Annotated in this window: 14 protein-coding genes; 8 read left to right on the top strand and 6 right to left on the bottom strand. The window is 71.3% G+C overall.

The genetic code is table 11. From position 1 onward, the window contains the following. Window positions 1-16: 16 nt before the first annotated feature. On the bottom strand, window positions 17-754 hold the full coding sequence (locus ACFWU3_RS21620; RefSeq protein WP_384439853.1) for an SAM-dependent methyltransferase: 738 nt from the start codon (window positions 752-754) through the stop codon (window positions 17-19). Between the two features lie 239 nt (window positions 755-993). Here ACFWU3_RS21620 and ACFWU3_RS21615 point away from each other — a divergent pair, with 239 nt between their 5' ends. From ACFWU3_RS21615 to ACFWU3_RS21605, 3 genes are all read left to right on the top strand, one after another. Continuing rightward, on the top strand, window positions 994-1,980 hold the full coding sequence (locus ACFWU3_RS21615; RefSeq protein WP_384439850.1) for an aldo/keto reductase: 987 nt from the start codon (window positions 994-996) through the stop codon (window positions 1,978-1,980). A gap of 115 nt (window positions 1,981-2,095) precedes the next feature. Next, window positions 2,096-2,989 (top strand): SigB/SigF/SigG family RNA polymerase sigma factor, encoded by an 894-nt coding sequence (locus ACFWU3_RS21610; protein WP_384439847.1) that lies wholly within the window; start codon window positions 2,096-2,098, stop codon window positions 2,987-2,989. A gap of 112 nt (window positions 2,990-3,101) precedes the next feature. Then, window positions 3,102-3,572 carry a hypothetical protein gene (locus tag ACFWU3_RS21605; protein ID WP_384439844.1) on the top strand — a complete coding sequence of 157 codons (471 nt, stop codon included), beginning with the start codon at window positions 3,102-3,104 and terminating at the stop codon, window positions 3,570-3,572. 57 nt (window positions 3,573-3,629) lie between these two features. Here the strand turns inward: ACFWU3_RS21605 and uvrA are convergent, their stop codons facing one another. Further along, window positions 3,630-6,128 (bottom strand): excinuclease ABC subunit UvrA, encoded by a 2,499-nt coding sequence (gene uvrA, locus ACFWU3_RS21600; protein ID WP_384439841.1) that lies wholly within the window; start codon window positions 6,126-6,128, stop codon window positions 3,630-3,632. Window positions 6,129-6,542: 414 nt separating this feature from the next. On the opposite strand from uvrA, the gene ACFWU3_RS21595 reads away from it, so the two are divergent. From ACFWU3_RS21595 to ACFWU3_RS21575, 5 genes are all read left to right on the top strand, one after another. Beyond that, the gene (locus ACFWU3_RS21595) at window positions 6,543-6,896 is read left to right on the top strand and encodes a DUF4440 domain-containing protein (protein ID WP_384440053.1); all 354 of its coding nucleotides are present in this window, start codon (window positions 6,543-6,545) and stop codon (window positions 6,894-6,896) included. A gap of 475 nt (window positions 6,897-7,371) precedes the next feature. After that, window positions 7,372-7,563 carry a putative ATP-grasp-modified RiPP gene (gene tgmA / locus ACFWU3_RS21590; protein ID WP_313942532.1) on the top strand — a complete coding sequence of 64 codons (192 nt, stop codon included), beginning with the start codon at window positions 7,372-7,374 and terminating at the stop codon, window positions 7,561-7,563. A gap of 13 nt (window positions 7,564-7,576) precedes the next feature. After that, window positions 7,577-8,503 carry an ATP-grasp ribosomal peptide maturase gene (tgmB, locus tag ACFWU3_RS21585; RefSeq protein WP_384439838.1) on the top strand — a complete coding sequence of 309 codons (927 nt, stop codon included), beginning with the start codon at window positions 7,577-7,579 and terminating at the stop codon, window positions 8,501-8,503. Between the two features lie 142 nt (window positions 8,504-8,645). Continuing rightward, on the top strand, window positions 8,646-9,095 hold the full coding sequence (locus ACFWU3_RS21580) for an ATP-binding protein (RefSeq protein WP_384439835.1): 450 nt from the start codon (window positions 8,646-8,648) through the stop codon (window positions 9,093-9,095). A gap of 310 nt (window positions 9,096-9,405) precedes the next feature. Next, window positions 9,406-10,722 (top strand): phytase, encoded by a 1,317-nt coding sequence (locus ACFWU3_RS21575; RefSeq protein WP_384439832.1) that lies wholly within the window; start codon window positions 9,406-9,408, stop codon window positions 10,720-10,722. 150 nt (window positions 10,723-10,872) lie between these two features. Here ACFWU3_RS21575 and ACFWU3_RS21570 read toward each other — a convergent pair whose 3' ends face one another. From ACFWU3_RS21570 to ACFWU3_RS21555, 4 genes are all read right to left on the bottom strand, one after another. Next, entirely contained in the window at window positions 10,873-11,916 is a 1,044-nt protein-coding gene (locus ACFWU3_RS21570; protein WP_384439829.1) for an NAD(P)/FAD-dependent oxidoreductase, read from the bottom strand. A gap of 115 nt (window positions 11,917-12,031) precedes the next feature. After that, window positions 12,032-12,997 (bottom strand): YihY/virulence factor BrkB family protein, encoded by a 966-nt coding sequence (locus tag ACFWU3_RS21565; RefSeq protein ID WP_384439826.1) that lies wholly within the window; start codon window positions 12,995-12,997, stop codon window positions 12,032-12,034. Window positions 12,998-13,278: 281 nt separating this feature from the next. Continuing rightward, window positions 13,279-13,446, bottom strand: coding sequence for a hypothetical protein (locus ACFWU3_RS21560; protein ID WP_384439824.1), 168 nt, complete (start codon window positions 13,444-13,446; stop codon window positions 13,279-13,281). Between the two features lie 31 nt (window positions 13,447-13,477). Continuing rightward, window positions 13,478-13,834, bottom strand: coding sequence for a PRC-barrel domain-containing protein (locus ACFWU3_RS21555; protein WP_384439821.1), 357 nt, complete (start codon window positions 13,832-13,834; stop codon window positions 13,478-13,480). Window positions 13,835-14,158 lie beyond the last annotated feature (324 nt).

Genomic DNA, 14,158 nt, shown 5'->3' with positions numbered 1-14,158 from the left:
TCAGCGGGACGCCGTATCAGCCGGACGTCGGGCGCAGCACCAGCGACACGAACCCCATGGTGTCGCGGTAGACCCGGAGCCACTCCTCCCGGTGGATCGTGGCCGCGCGAAGAGCCTCGGCGCTGTCGGGGTCCTCGGGCCGGTCCAGCGCCCAGGACGCCAGCGAGCCCGTCCACGACCACTCGTAGTCGTCCCGCTCCCGAAGCGTGCTGACATGCCCGTGAACCGGCGTCCAACCCTCGGCGGCCACCCGGTCCATGGTGGTCGCCAGATCGGCGAAGTCGCCGAGCATGTCGACGGCTTCCGCGGAGGGCTCGCGCTCCCATATCCCGTCACCGACCAGAACGCGCCCGCCGGGGGCCAGGTGCTTGCGCGCTGCCGCGAGGGTGGGGAGCAGGCCGCCGAAGGCGTGGGTCGCACCGACACTGATCACGAGGTCGAAGGCGTGCGGCGAGGTGAAGTCCGAAGCGTCCTGGCGGTGCAGGACCAGACGGTCCTCGACTCCCTGTGCCTGTGCGGCCTCGCGGGCGTGCGCCAGAGCGCTCTCGGCGAGGTCGACGCCCTCCGCACGCAGCTGCGGCCGGCCGGCCAGAGCGCGCAGCAGCCACTCACCCCCTCCGCAGCCGAGATCCAGCACGCGTTCGTCGCCCCGCGGAAGGGCGTGGTCGAGCAGGTCGCGTACAGCGTCGTCGTCGAGCGGCGCGGCGATGGGGTGGCCCGCATGGGCGATTCGGGAGATCAGTTCACGGTTCACCGGCGCAGCGTGCCAGGCCGAAGCGGTCGGCGCACGTGGATTTCCGTCGCGTACCGACCCGGGGCCGTGGCACGTTCGCGCCGGCCGGACACCGGGCGCCGAACCGTGGCGCGTTCGGCCCGGCGTCGCGGGGCTGGGGGGCTCCGTCGGCCGTCGGCTCCTTGACTTCGTGAGCGCTCCAACACCCAGACTCCCGCTCATCGCCCCGGCCGGTCGGGGCCGAACAGGGAGGACCTGTCATGCGATACCGCACCATCGGCCAGAACCCGGACCACCGCCGGGAGGTCAGCGTACTCAGCCTGGGAGCGATGCTGTTCGGGACGGCGACCGACGAACCGACAGCGTTCGCGATCCTCGACCGCTACGTCGAGGCCGGCGGCACGTTCGTGGACACGTCCGACAACTACGCGTACTGGTTCACCGGCGGTCAGGGCGGAGAGAGCGAGCAACTGCTCGGTCGCTGGCGCCGCAGCCGGGGCATCGGGAACGAGATCACCGTCGCGACCAAACTCGGTGCGCGTCCCCTCGCCCCCGGCACCGGCTACCTCGACAACGCCGAAGGGCTCTCGGCCAAGGTGATCCGGGAGTCCGCCGAGCGCAGCAGGGAACGCCTGGGCATGGACAAACTGGATCTGCTCTACGCCCACATCGAGGATCCGTCGGTCGCTGTCGAGGAGACCGTGGAGGGGTTCGCCCAGCTCGTCGCCGAGGGGACGGTCGGTCTGCTCGGCGTCAGCAACCACTGGACGTGGAAGGTCGAAAGGGCCCGCACCGTCGCCGCGGCGGCCGGACTGCCCGGCTACGAGGTGCTTCAGTACCAGCACAGCTATCTGCGACCCCGTACCGACCGGCCGGGGGACATGTCGGCGGACGGCAGCCAGGGCGTCGCCGGCGGGGATCTGCTCAGCTACGTCCGTCACGACCCCGGGCTCACGCTCGTCGCCTACTCGCCGCTGCTGGGAGGCCGTTATGTGCGGGAGGACAAGCCGTTCGGCCCCGAGTTCGACCACGCGGGCACGCCCGCGCGGAAGGCCGCTCTGCATGCGGTGGCGCAGGAGGCCGGGGCCACCGTCAACCAGGTGGTGCTCGCCTGGCTCATCGGCGGGGAGATACCGGTCATCCCGCTGGTCGGCGCGTCCTCGGTGGCGCAGCTCGACGAGAGCCTCGCTGCGGTCGATCTGGAGCTGACGGCAGAGCAGCGGACCAGGCTCGACACCGCGTACTGAACCCGTCCGGCTCCCCTCGGGGGAGTCCGGAGAATCGGATGCGTGATGCCGCTGAAGCGGGGAACCTGCACCCACGCAGCATCGCCGAAGGGGAGGGAACATCATGCTCAGCACCATGCCGTCCGAAAGCACCCGGAGCGGGACGAAGCACGAGGACGTTTCCGCGGGGTCCCCCTCGCGCGTGGGGGAACTGCCGTGGGTCGAGAACGCCGGCGAGCTCGCGCCGAAGAACGCGAAGAGCCTGTCGAAGGTGTTCTTCGACCGCCTCCAGGTGCTGGAGGAAGGAACCCACGAGTACCAGTACGCCCGCAACACGCTCATCGAGATGAACCTCTCCCTCGTGCAGTTCGCGGCGCGCCGGTTCCGCAACCGCGGCAGCGGCGAGATGGAGGACGTCATCCAGGTCGGCACGATCGGCCTCATCAAGGCCATCGACCGGTTCGACCTGTCCCGGGAGGTCGAGTTCACCTCGTTCGCGATTCCCTACATCGTGGGCGAGATCAAGCGCTTCTTCCGCGACACCAGCTGGGCCGTCCATGTGCCCCGACGGCTCCAGGAACTCCGCACCGAACTGGCGAAGGCCAAGGACGAACTCGCCGCCGTCCTGGACCGCGACCCGACGGTGAAGGAGCTCGCGGAGCTGCTCGAACTCACCGAGGACGAGGTGCGCGAGGGCCTGGTCGCCGCCAACGGTTACACCGCCGGCTCTCTCGACACCCCGAACGCCGACAGCGACGACGCCCCGGTCGGCGCCCGGGCCGGCCGTGCGTACGCGGACATCCTCGGCGGTGACGACCCGTACATGGAGCTGGTCGAGGACCTGCACTCGCTCGCCCCTCTGCTGGAGCAGCTGGACGAGCGTGAGAAGCGCATTCTGCAGATGCGTTTCGGGCAGGAGATGACGCAGGCGGAGATCGGCCGGGAACTGAACGTGTCCCAGATGCATGTCTCCCGCCTGCTGACCCGCACGCTGACGAAGCTCCGTACCGGCATGCTGACGGATCGCTGAGCGATCCGCACGCCTGCCGCCCGGGACGCGAGGGCGAGGTGCGACGCTTGGGACAGGGCCGTGCCGGCAGCCACCGGAGGGCCGTCGCGCTCGGACCTCACGGAGGACTCGGATGCAGATCGCTTCGCTGCCCTACCTCGACGAGCACGCGACGGTCGTCGAGGCGGGCTCGGACGACGTCTGGCGCGGTCTCCTCGACATCCTGGACCGGTCGTTCTCGCGTCCGGGCGCGGCCGGTTACGCGCGGCTCGTCCGATGCGACGACCGCTCCGCGTCCGGGCCGCGCCCGCTCGCCGAAGGGTCGGTACTTCCGGGGTTCCGGGTCGTCGCAGCGGTCCCCGGGCGGGAGCTGGTCCTCCAAGGGCGCCATCGCTTCTCGTCCTACGCGCTGATCTTCCGTCTCGACGAGGAGGGCCCCGGCCGTACGCGGTTGCGTGCCGAGAGCCGTGCGGTCTTCCCCGGCCCGGCCGGGGGCGTCTACCGGCTGCTCGTCATCGGCACGGGAGGACATGGGGTCGGTGTGCGGCGCGTGCTCTCGGGGATCGCACGCCGGTCCGAGGAGCGGAAATGGGCCCGTTCCTGACGGGACCGCCGACTGCAGAGGCCCGGCTTCGCGGCGAGTCGTCGCGTACGTACGCACTCAACGGGTGAACCTGCGCGCCAGGTACTCCGCCGTCCGGCTCCCCGGCGTCCGCGCCACCTCCGACGGGCGGCCCGCGGCCACGATGCCTCCTCCCGCGTCTCCGCCGCCCGGGCCGAGGTCCAGCACCCAGTCCGCCCCCGCGACCACACCCATCTCGTGCTCGACCACGAACACCGAGTGGCCCGCGTCCACGAGCCCGTGCAACTGGCCCATCAACAGCTCCACATCGGCCGGATGCAGCCCCGTCGTGGGCTCGTCCAGCAGATAGACCGTGTGGCCACGGCGGTTGCGCTGGAGTTCCGACGCCAGCTTGATGCGCTGAGCCTCACCGCCCGACAGCTCGGTCGCCGGCTGACCGAGCCGCAGATATCCGAGACCCACCTCCTTCAGCGTGCGCAGGCTCCGCGCCGCCGCGGGGACGTCCGCGAAGAACTCCGCGGCCGTGTCCACCGTCATGCCGAGGACGTCGGCGACGCTCCGTCCCCGGTAACGGACCTGTAGCGTCTCCTCGTTGTAGCGGGCGCCGTGGCAGGTCGGGCAGGGCGTGTAGGTACCGGGCAGGAACAGCAGCTCCACGGAGACGAATCCCTCACCCTGGCAGGTCTCGCACCGGCCTCCGGTGACGTTGAACGAGAACCGCCCGGCCCGGTAACCCCGTTGCCGGGCGTCGTCGGTGGCCGCGAAGACCTTCCGTACGGCGTCGAACAGCCCTGTGTACGTCGCCAGGTTGGAGCGTGGGGTACGGCCGATCGGCTTCTGGTCCACCTGCACGAGACGGTCCACGACGTCCATGCCCTTGGCTTCGACGCCCGCTCCCGCGCGGGCGTCATGGCTGAGCGCCCCCTCGCCCTCGGCGGCGTCGGTGCCGCCCTGGTCCGCCGGATCGGCGCCCAGGTGCTCGGTCAGCACGCCCGCGAGCACCTGACCGATCAGTGTCGACTTCCCCGACCCCGACACCCCGGTGACCGCGGTGAAGACCCCGAGCGGCAGGTCCACGTCCAGGTCACGCAGGTTGTGCCGGGTGATACCCCGCAGATGCAGCCAGGCGGACGGCTCGCGCGGGGTCCGCTCCGCCGCGGTGTCCGGTTCCCCGTCGAACAGGAACCGGCGGGTCACCGACTCGGGGACGGACGCCAGCGCCTCCACCGGCCCGCTGTGCAGGATCCGGCCGCCGAGTTCGCCGGCGTGCGGCCCGACGTCGACGATCCAGTCGGCCCTGCGGACCACGTCCATGTCGTGCTCGACGACGTAGACGGAGTTCCCGGCCTCACGCAGCCGCACCAGCACGGTCAGCAGCGCCTCGGTGTCCGCGGGATGCAGGCCTGCCGACGGCTCGTCCAGGACGTACACCACGCCGAACAGTCCGGACCGCAACTGTGTTGCCAGCCGCAGCCGTTGCAGCTCGCCGGGGGAGAGCGTGGGCGTCGTGCGGTCCAGGCTCAGATAGCCAAGCCCCAGTTCGGTGATCACCTCGATCCGGGCGACCAGGTCGGCGGAGAGTGTCGTGGCGATCTGCCGTTCGGGCCCTTCGGGGAGATCCGCCACTTCGCCCCCGGCGGCGGGTCGCAGCACCTCGGCGAGAGCGGTCAGCGGCATGGCGTTGAGCTGCGCGATGGTGCGTCCGGCGAAGGTGACGGCCAGTGACTCCGGGCGCAGCCGGCTGCCACCACAGGCCGGACAGGGCGAGCTCTCCAGGAACCGTTCGGCACGGGCGCGCAGCGCCTGGCTCTTGGAGTCCGCGAAGGTGTGCATCACATAGCGCCGGGCGCTCTGGAACGTGCCCTGGTAGGGCGCCTGGATCCGGCCCGCCTCCCGCACCGGGTGCACGGTCACCACCGGCTGCTCGTCGGTGAACAGGATCCAGTCCCGGTCCTGCTGAGGCAGTTCCCGCCACGGACGGTCGATGTCGTGGCCGAGGGTCCCTGTCACATCCCGCAGGTTCTTGCCGTGCCAGGCCCCCGGCCATGCGGCGATCGCGCCTTCACGGATGCTCAGCGACGGGTCGGGGACCATCAGCTCCTCGGTGGTGCGGTGCACCCTGCCCAGGCCGTGGCAGACCGGGCACGCGCCGGCCGCGGTGTTGGGGGAGAAGGCGTCGGAGTCCACCGGTTCGGCACCCGGGGGATAGGTTCCCGCCCGGGAGAAGAGCATCCGCAGCGTGTTCGACAGGGTGGTCACGGTGCCGACGTAGGAGCGGGAGGTGGCCGAACCCCGCCGCTGTTCGAGGGCGACGGCCGGCGGCAGCCCGAGGATGTCGTCCACCGCGGGCGCTCCGACCTGGTGGATCAGCCGGCGGGCGTAGGGCGCGACGGACTCGAAGTAGCGCCGCTGCGCCTCCGCGTAGATCGTGCCGAAGGCGAGCGAGGACTTGCCCGACCCCGAGACTCCCGTGAACACGGCGAGCACGTCCCGTGGGATGTCCACGTCGATGTGGCGCAGATTGTGCTCGCGGGCACCACGCACCCGTACGCAGGGATCGTGGGCGGGGCTGCTCATGGTTCTCCGAAGGCATGGGGGACGGGTGGTTCACGGCATCGGTGACGGGCCGGTCCGCATCGCTGTGGGGCGGCAGCCACGCGGCCTCTCAGGGGCCGCCCGGCCGTGGCCGCCCCTCCTCGACCAGTGTGCCCTCGCGTCCCTTCCTTCGCAGGCGGGGGGCATGTCCGCGCGGGACGGCGATCGACGTGGAGACGCCGGCGTCCGGGGCGGCGTCGAGCTGCCCGTGGGGAGATCTCGCGCCGCGTGCGCCCTGCGACCCCGCCGAAATCCGGTTGCCCGGGCGGTGGGCACCCGGACGAAGATGCCTCCATGACCGACGAGGCGAAGAAGCTGGACGAGGCGAACGAGCACGACGAGTCGGGCCCGTTGGACGACGGCGTGCGCGAGGCGATCGCGGGCGAGCTGCGCCTGATGGACCCGACGGTGCGCTCCGCACGGGACCTGGCCCGGCAGTTGCTCGACCTGGACTTCGTGGAAGTCGGCGCCTCGGGACGGCGGTGGAGCTACGAGGAGATGCTCGCCGCACTGCCGGAGATGGACGGCGCCACCGACGACGGCCCCCGGTACGAACCCTCGGACCTCAGGGGTGTGGTGCCGGCGCCCGGACTGGTGCACCTCACCTACGAGACCACCATCCGCGGGGAGCGGGCGCGCCGGAGTTCCCTGTGGCGCAGGGGACATGACGGGACATGGCGGATGTACTACCACCAGGCCACGGTCGTTCCCGCCCTCGGTCGGCCTCGGGCGAACGGACGAGATACATGATCATTCGCATGATCCCGTCCTCCTGAGGTACGCGACCTGTGTCGGGTGTCTCCATCTCTTGCCTCCATCCCCGCGTCGGACGGGGCCGTTCGTTCGCCACATCGCCCTGCGGTGTGGCGGAAAGTTTTCCGCGCGGGCGGGTCCGTCGGCCCTCGCTGTTACCTGTGTGAACAGTGATAAAGCTGTGACTGTTGAGGCGTTTGAGACGGCAGTGACGGAGGTCACGCACCCCCTCGGTGCACGGAATGCCTCCCTCAGGCGTCTCTACTTATGTCAGGGGGACGTCAACGGCCCGTGTGCGAGGGCCTGTTCGTGAGCCGGTTGTGCGGCCGCTCCGATCCGATGTCCTGTCTGGCGAGCGGTATCCGGAATATGACGGTATGTGATGAAACCAATACATCCATCTCCACGTATTGCTCACCGTGAGGCCACGCAGTGGCCCCCAGACAGCCCCTTGCGGGCCAGGGAGAGAAGCATGAAACCGTTCGCGTGGACCTACGCACGGCCGGCCGCGCTGTCGCCGGTGGTCGACCAGTACTCGTACGACGCTGCCCTGCAGCTGAACGTCCTGCCCGACGGGCGCCCCGCCATCATGGACAGGGCCCTGCTCGCGGCGGTCGGCACCACCACCTCGACAGCCGGCTCCGCGACCCACTTCGACGACTGACCCGACGCGCACGATGACGGTACTGATCCTGACCTGCGAGCAGGATGTGACCGCGGACATGGTGGTGGCGGAGCTGCACAAGAGCTGCGTCCCGCTCGTACGGTTCGACCCGGGTGACATTCCCGGCGAGGGAGCCCTGTCCGCCGAATACGTACGGGGCGAGTTCCGCGGCTACCTGTCCACCGGTGGGCGGGTCGTCAGCATGGACGGACTGCGTTCCATCTGGATCCGAAGACCCGGTGAACCGGCTGCTCACGCGTCCGAACCGTCTCCCTGGCTGTCCGCCGAGACCGGCCAGGCGCTGTACGGCATGCTGGATTCCACCACCGCGCGCTGGATGAACCACCCCGGCGCCGCCGCGCGAGCGCGCCTCAAGCCCTGGCAGCTGCGCACGGCGCACCGCAGCGGCTTTCCCGTCCCGGCGACGATCATCACCACGTATCCGCAGGTGGCACGCCGGTTCGCCGAGCAGTACCGGCACGTCGTCGTGAAAGCCGTGTCGGGCAAGCCGCCGGCCGATCCGCCGATGGCGCTGCCCACGACACTCGTACCGCCCGACGCGGACTTCTCCGGGGTCGCCGCGGGCCCCACGCTGCTTCAGCGCTACATCACCAAATCCGCCGACATCCGGCTGACCAGCGTCGGCCGGGAACTCTTCGCCGCCCGCAAGGTCGCCGAGCCGGGGCAGGTGGACGGCCGGTACGGCGAGACCGGCCACGACTGGAAGCCCGTCGACGTGCCGCCTCGCGTCGCACGGGCCGTTGCCACGTACAAGGACATGGCCGGCCTCGCCTACGGTGCCTTCGACTTCGCCGAGGACGGCGACGGGACGTGGTGGTTCCTGGAGTGCAATCAGGGCGGCCAGTTCGGCTTCATCGAACTCCAGACCGAACAGCCGATCGCGGCGGCGGTCGCCGCCTGGCTGAGCGCGGAAGCGTGATGCCCGGCCGGAGCCGGGAGCGGCCCTGTGCGGTCCGGTCCGGCGCACACCGGCGGACGAACTGTGCCGTGTAGGCCCCCGAAGGTCGGGCAGATGAGGTGTACGCACAACAACGGGGGATGCGAAAGGGCAGGGTACGCCTGTGACCGCTGACGAGGTGACAGCCGGCAGGGAGCGTGGAGACGTCGTTCCGCGATCGGTTCCGACGACGGCTGCCGACGCACGGGACGAGGTCCAGAGACTGCTGGGCGACTGGTTCCGGCGCGCCCGGCAGGGCGTGGCCGACGAGGTCGTGCTCGCGGACGCGCTGTTGGTCACCACCGAGCTGGTGACCAATGCGATCCGGCACGGCGGCGGCCTGACCGCCTTCCAGGCCGACCTCACCGAGCGAGGTCTGCGCATCACCGTCAGTGACCGGAGCGAGGTTCCGCCCACCGTCATCACCCCGACCAACGCCGAGGGGACGGTACGGGTGGGCGGCTACGGCTGGCCGCTGATCCGCCGCCTCGCCCGCGACATCGCCGTCATCCCCCGTTCCGGCGGCAAGGCGATCAGTGTCCTGGTGCCCCTGCCGGCAGCGCCGGGGGGCTGACAGCCGCCCCGCCCCCGGGGCCTCCGCTGTCACTCGCCGTCACGCGGCGGGTGCTCGTGGCGAGGGCAACTGTCGTCGCGGACCGGCCCGTGCGGTACGGGGACGTGTCCCGGAGGCCCTTCGTAACGGCTGCCCGCGCGGGCCCCGACACCCGTTCCCGCGGCCCGAGTTCACGGTTCGAACACAGGGCCGTCATCTCGATGACGGCCACACGTCGTTGCTTCGCCGGAGGCTCCTGACGGACCATCGGCATGTCCCCGACATCTCCGGTCCCCGACACCTCCGGTCCCCGACATCGAAGGAAGCGCCCGTGAGACTGAACCGTTCTCCCCGCACGACGGCCGGCGCCGCCGTGGGCACCGCGCTGTTGGCGCTCCTCGTCCCGTCCTCCGCGCAGGCGGTCCCGTCGGCCCTGCCGATCGTCACCCCCTCCGCCGAGACCGCGCCTCTCCACGACGACGAGGCGGGTGGCAACGCCAACGCCGACGACCCCGCGATCTGGCGCGACGACGCCCACCCCGACCGCAGTCTGGTGGTCGCCACGGCGAAGGAGGGCGGCCTGCGGGTCTACGACCTCAAGGCCGACCTGGTCCAGTCGATCGCCGCACCCGCCCCGCCCGCGGAAGGCGCCGCGCCCGGCAGGTTCAACAACGTCGACCTCGTCTCCGGGCTGCGCACCCCCGGCGGCCGCGCCGACATCGCCGTGGTGACCGACCGTGGCCGGGACCGGCTGCGCGTCTACCGCATCGACCCCTCCCGCCCGGGCCGCCCGCTGGTGGACGTCACCGACCCGGACGCCGCGCCCGTGTTCTCGGCGAGCGAGTCCGAGGTCGATGACCAGCGCACCGCCTACGGTCTGGCCACGTGGACCGACCGCCGCACCGGCCGTTCGTACGCCCTGGTCAGCAGGCGGAGCGAAACCGCCGTCGCCTTGCTGGAGCTCCGCCCGACAGCCGCCGGCACCATCGGCTACCGGAAGATCCGCACGATCGAACTCCCCGCGTCCCACCGCCTGCCCAACGGCACGACGTGGACCCCCTGCGGCGAGCCCGGCGAACTGCCCCAGGTGGAGGGCATGGTCGTCGACCCCGCGACCGGCGTCCTCTACGCGGGCCAGGAGGACGTCGGCATCTGGCGGATGCGCGCCGACCTGTCCGGCAAGCCCGTACTCGTCGACAAGGTGCGGGAGTTCGGCGTTCCCGGCGTCTACGACGAGGAGACCGAGGAGTGCACACCCGGCGCCGACCCGGGGTACGGCGGCAAGCACCTGTCGGCCGACGTGGAAGGGCTCACGCTGTTCCAGGAGCGTGACGGTGACGGCTATCTGCTGGCGTCCAGCCAGGGCGACGACACCTTCGCGCTCTACGACCGGGAGATCTCCGAGCGCAACGAGTACGAGGGCGGGTTCCGTGTCGGCGCCGCCTCCGCCACGCTCGACGGCAGCGAGGTGTGCGACGGTGCGGCGGTGCTGAACGAGCCGCTCGGCCGGCGGTACCCGCGCGGCCTCCTCGTCGTCCAGGACGGCCAGGAGACGCCCGCCGCACCGGACGGTGAGGGCGGCGAACGGGAGACGACCGGCTTCAAGTTCGTCGATCTCGGCGCGGTGGTGGACGCCACCGACATGTGACGGCGCAGACGCCTTCCGGCCCGCATCGGGTGGCATCGCCCGGTGCGGGCCGCACAGGAGGCAGGCGCGAGCGGGTACCGCGACGCCTCCGAACACCGGGCAGAAGAGGGCGCGTCTCCGTGCGGACGGTGCGAGACGACGAGGTGGCGTTCAGAAGCCGTGACGACGGTCGCCGAGCACCCGCTCGGCGACCTCCCGCTCCCTCTCCGGGGAGAAGACCGTACGCCGCGCCGCGACGGCCCGGCGGGTCTCCTCCGCGGTCAGATCGGCGTTGACGGCCGCGGCCGCCCGCACGCCCGCGGCGGCGGCACCGACGACCTGATCGGTCAGGTTGACGACGTTGCCGGCCGCCCACACCCCGGGGACATCCGTCGCCCCGGTCGGGTCCGCGGCGATGTAGCTGCCGATGACGGCACCGTTCACCTCCTGCTCGGTCGGTCGCAGTCCGAGTTGGGCCGGCAGATCGGCGCGCGCGGTGAACCGCGGGGCCACGACGAGGGCCTGCCGCGCGATGACATGGCCGTCGGCGAGCCGCACCCCGCTGAGCCGGCCGTCCGTCGTCTCCACCGCCGTCACCTCCCCGTCGACGACGGCGATGTCCCGGGCGGCGAGCTGCTCGTACTGCTCGGAATCCGGCTCGGGCGCCGTGTGCAGAAAGAGCGTCACGTCCGTGCTCCACTGCCGCCACATCAGGGCCTGGTGCACGGCCAGCGGACCCGTCGCAAGAATGCCGATGGCCTGGCCGCTCACCTCCCAGCCGTGGCAGTACGGGCAGTGGAGGACCTCTCGGCCCCAGCGGTCGGCCAGGCCGGGGATGTCGGGGAGTTCGTCGACGAGGCCCGTGGTGACCAGGAGCCGCTTCGCGAGGGCAGCCGTGCCGTCGTCGAGGGTGAGGCGGAAGCCACCGCCCGCCGGCCGTTCGGCGGCCACGACCTGGCCTTCGACGATCTCGCCGCCGTATCCGGTGACCTCGTCGCGTCCCATGGCAAGCAGTTGAAGCGGCGGCACGCCGTCGCGGGTGAGAAAGCCGTGGGCGTGCGCCGCCGGCGCGTTGCGGGGCCTGCGCCCGTCGATCACCAGTACCGAACGCCGGGCCCTGGCCAGGGTCAGCGCCCCGCTGAGTCCGGCGGCGCCGCCCCCGATGACGACGACGTCGTAGCGGTGGCCGTTCGCTGTTCCGGGTGATGTCCGCATCGCTCGCTCCTTCATGTCCCAGTACCTCCGTACCGGGCCGATGATGGAGCCGTACTGTCCAGAACGACAAACGTCCTTGCTGTATCGGCAAAGTCCGAGCGGATGCTGAGGGGGATCAGTCGCCCGGACCCGGGTCCGGGCGCACCGCGTCCTCGATGCCCGCCCGCGCGGCCTCCAGCTGCGCGGCGAACGCGATGCCCAGGAAGAGCGCCACGCCGGTCACGTTGGCCCACAGCAACAGCGCGACGAATGCCGTCAGCGGGCCGTACACCGCACCGAAGGAACCGCTCTCGCCGATGTAGAGGGCGAGGAGCCAGGTGGCCGTGACCCACAGGATCAGATGAACGCCCGAGCCGAAGGCGAGCCAGGTGTAGCCCGGCTGATCACGGCGCGGCGACCAGCGGAAGATGACCGCCGACGCGACGCCCGCGAGCAGCACGCCCACCGGGATGTGCAACGGCCGCCACCAGTCCAGCAGGGTCTGCGGCCAGCCCATGGCCTCCACCACGGCCGCGCCGACGTCCTGCCCGGCGACGATCGCGAGGAAGCCGCCGCCGAGCGGCAGCCCCGCGAAGAGGGCGAGGACGACACCTCTGCCGTACTTGCGGAGGAACGGGCGGTCGCGCTCGATCCCGTAGATGCGGTTGCAGCCTCGCTCGATCTGCCCCATGGCCGACGCCAGATTGACCACGGCGAAGCCGAGGCCGAGCCACATGGCGACGGCGCCGGCCCGGTCCGCGTCGGCGCTGCGCCGGGTGTCGGCGAGTGCCTGCTGGATGAGGTCGGAGCTCGCACCCGGCACGATCCTGCCGAGCGTCAGATCGACGATCTTGCCCACGCTCTCCGTGTGCAGGGTGGTGGCCACGCCCACGAGGGCGATGACGAAGGGCACGATCCCCAGCACGACCTGGTAGCCGAGTGAGCGCGACGAACTGAAGCCGTCCGCGTAACGGAAGCGGGCGAACGCGTCGAGGAACAGCTTGCGCCCGCCGTAGTGGCGCAGCGCGGCGAAGGCCTCGTCCCCGGAGAGCTCCTCGCCCACCATGTCCCGCGTCTGCGGCACATGCACCGCTGTTCCCATCGTCCGCCTCCACCCCCCGCCCCTGAAGGCGAAGCTCCTGGTCCGCTGCACAGCGTCCTTCGTCATCGGCTTCCCCGAAGACCGCGGAATCCTCGCACGGGAGCGACGTTGCCTCGCGCGGCACCCGGGATCAGCGGATCCGGTACGCAGGGTGGACGGCCAGGAGCCCGCCGCGATCGCGGAGTTGACGGTGGGGCGGGCCGGCCCAGGAGACGTGCGCCGACGATCCGGTGGGGCGACGACGCGTGCGTGCCGCGCTCCGGCCCCGCCGGAGGACGGCGTCAGCGGGCGGGGCGGCGGCCGGTACGGCGCCAGCGCAGTGCGGCGTAGACCAGATCGGCCAGCAGGACGAGGGCGCCGATGACCAGCAGATAGGCCAGCCCCTCGGCCGCGACGCCGATGATGCCCAGCACGAGGGCCACGATGACCACGAACAGGACCAGAGCCATGGCGTGACTTTCTGAGAGAAGACGGAGCGGGTCAGCGCCGCGCGAGCTGACGTTCGCCGCCCGCGCCCGGCTGGTAGGACAGTTCGTAGTGCTCGAAGATCCCCTTCTCGTTCTCGGCGGGGAGCACATCGTCGGTACCGATCGACGGCGCGTCCTTCACCAGGGACTTGGGATACGCGACCCGCACGTAGTCGGGCCCCACCACGGCGCCTGCCAGCGGCACGAACACGAGCCGGTGCCGCGTCGGCAGCCCGATGAGAACCGTCGCCACCGCCGGCTCGTCGGTCCTCGTGTCGACGTAGACGGCCTCCAGCGATCCGATCTTGCGCCCGTCGGGGTCGATCACGCCGTGGGTGCGCCATTCCCGGATGTCTGCACTCTTGATCACGTCGGTTCTCCTCGTCTCACCCCCGTGCCAGGGGGATCGTTCAGTGGCACCGCACCGGTGATCCTCGCGCACGAGGCAGCCGTACGACGCGAACGCCACCCCGGCGGCCGGTGACGGCCGAGGCGGCTGCGACGCCGATCGGGCTCCTGCTCTCTCGTGTGACCGCTCGACGCGGATCCACGCCACCGGGCGGTACCAAGACACCCGGAAAACACACGGATTGCGCGGCGGAGTGGGCCGGAACGCCGGATCGCCCCCCCCCCGGGGAGGGGGGGGGCGGGGACGGGGGGGGGGTGTGAGCGTTGGCCCGGCGGGCCGGCGGGC

It is taken from the genome of Streptomyces sp. NPDC058685 (genome assembly GCF_042714725.1).
GTDB lineage: Bacteria > Actinomycetota > Actinomycetes > Streptomycetales > Streptomycetaceae > Streptomyces.
The sequence above is the reverse complement of the archived record's forward strand: the minus strand, read 5'-3'. Positions and strand labels throughout refer to the sequence as shown.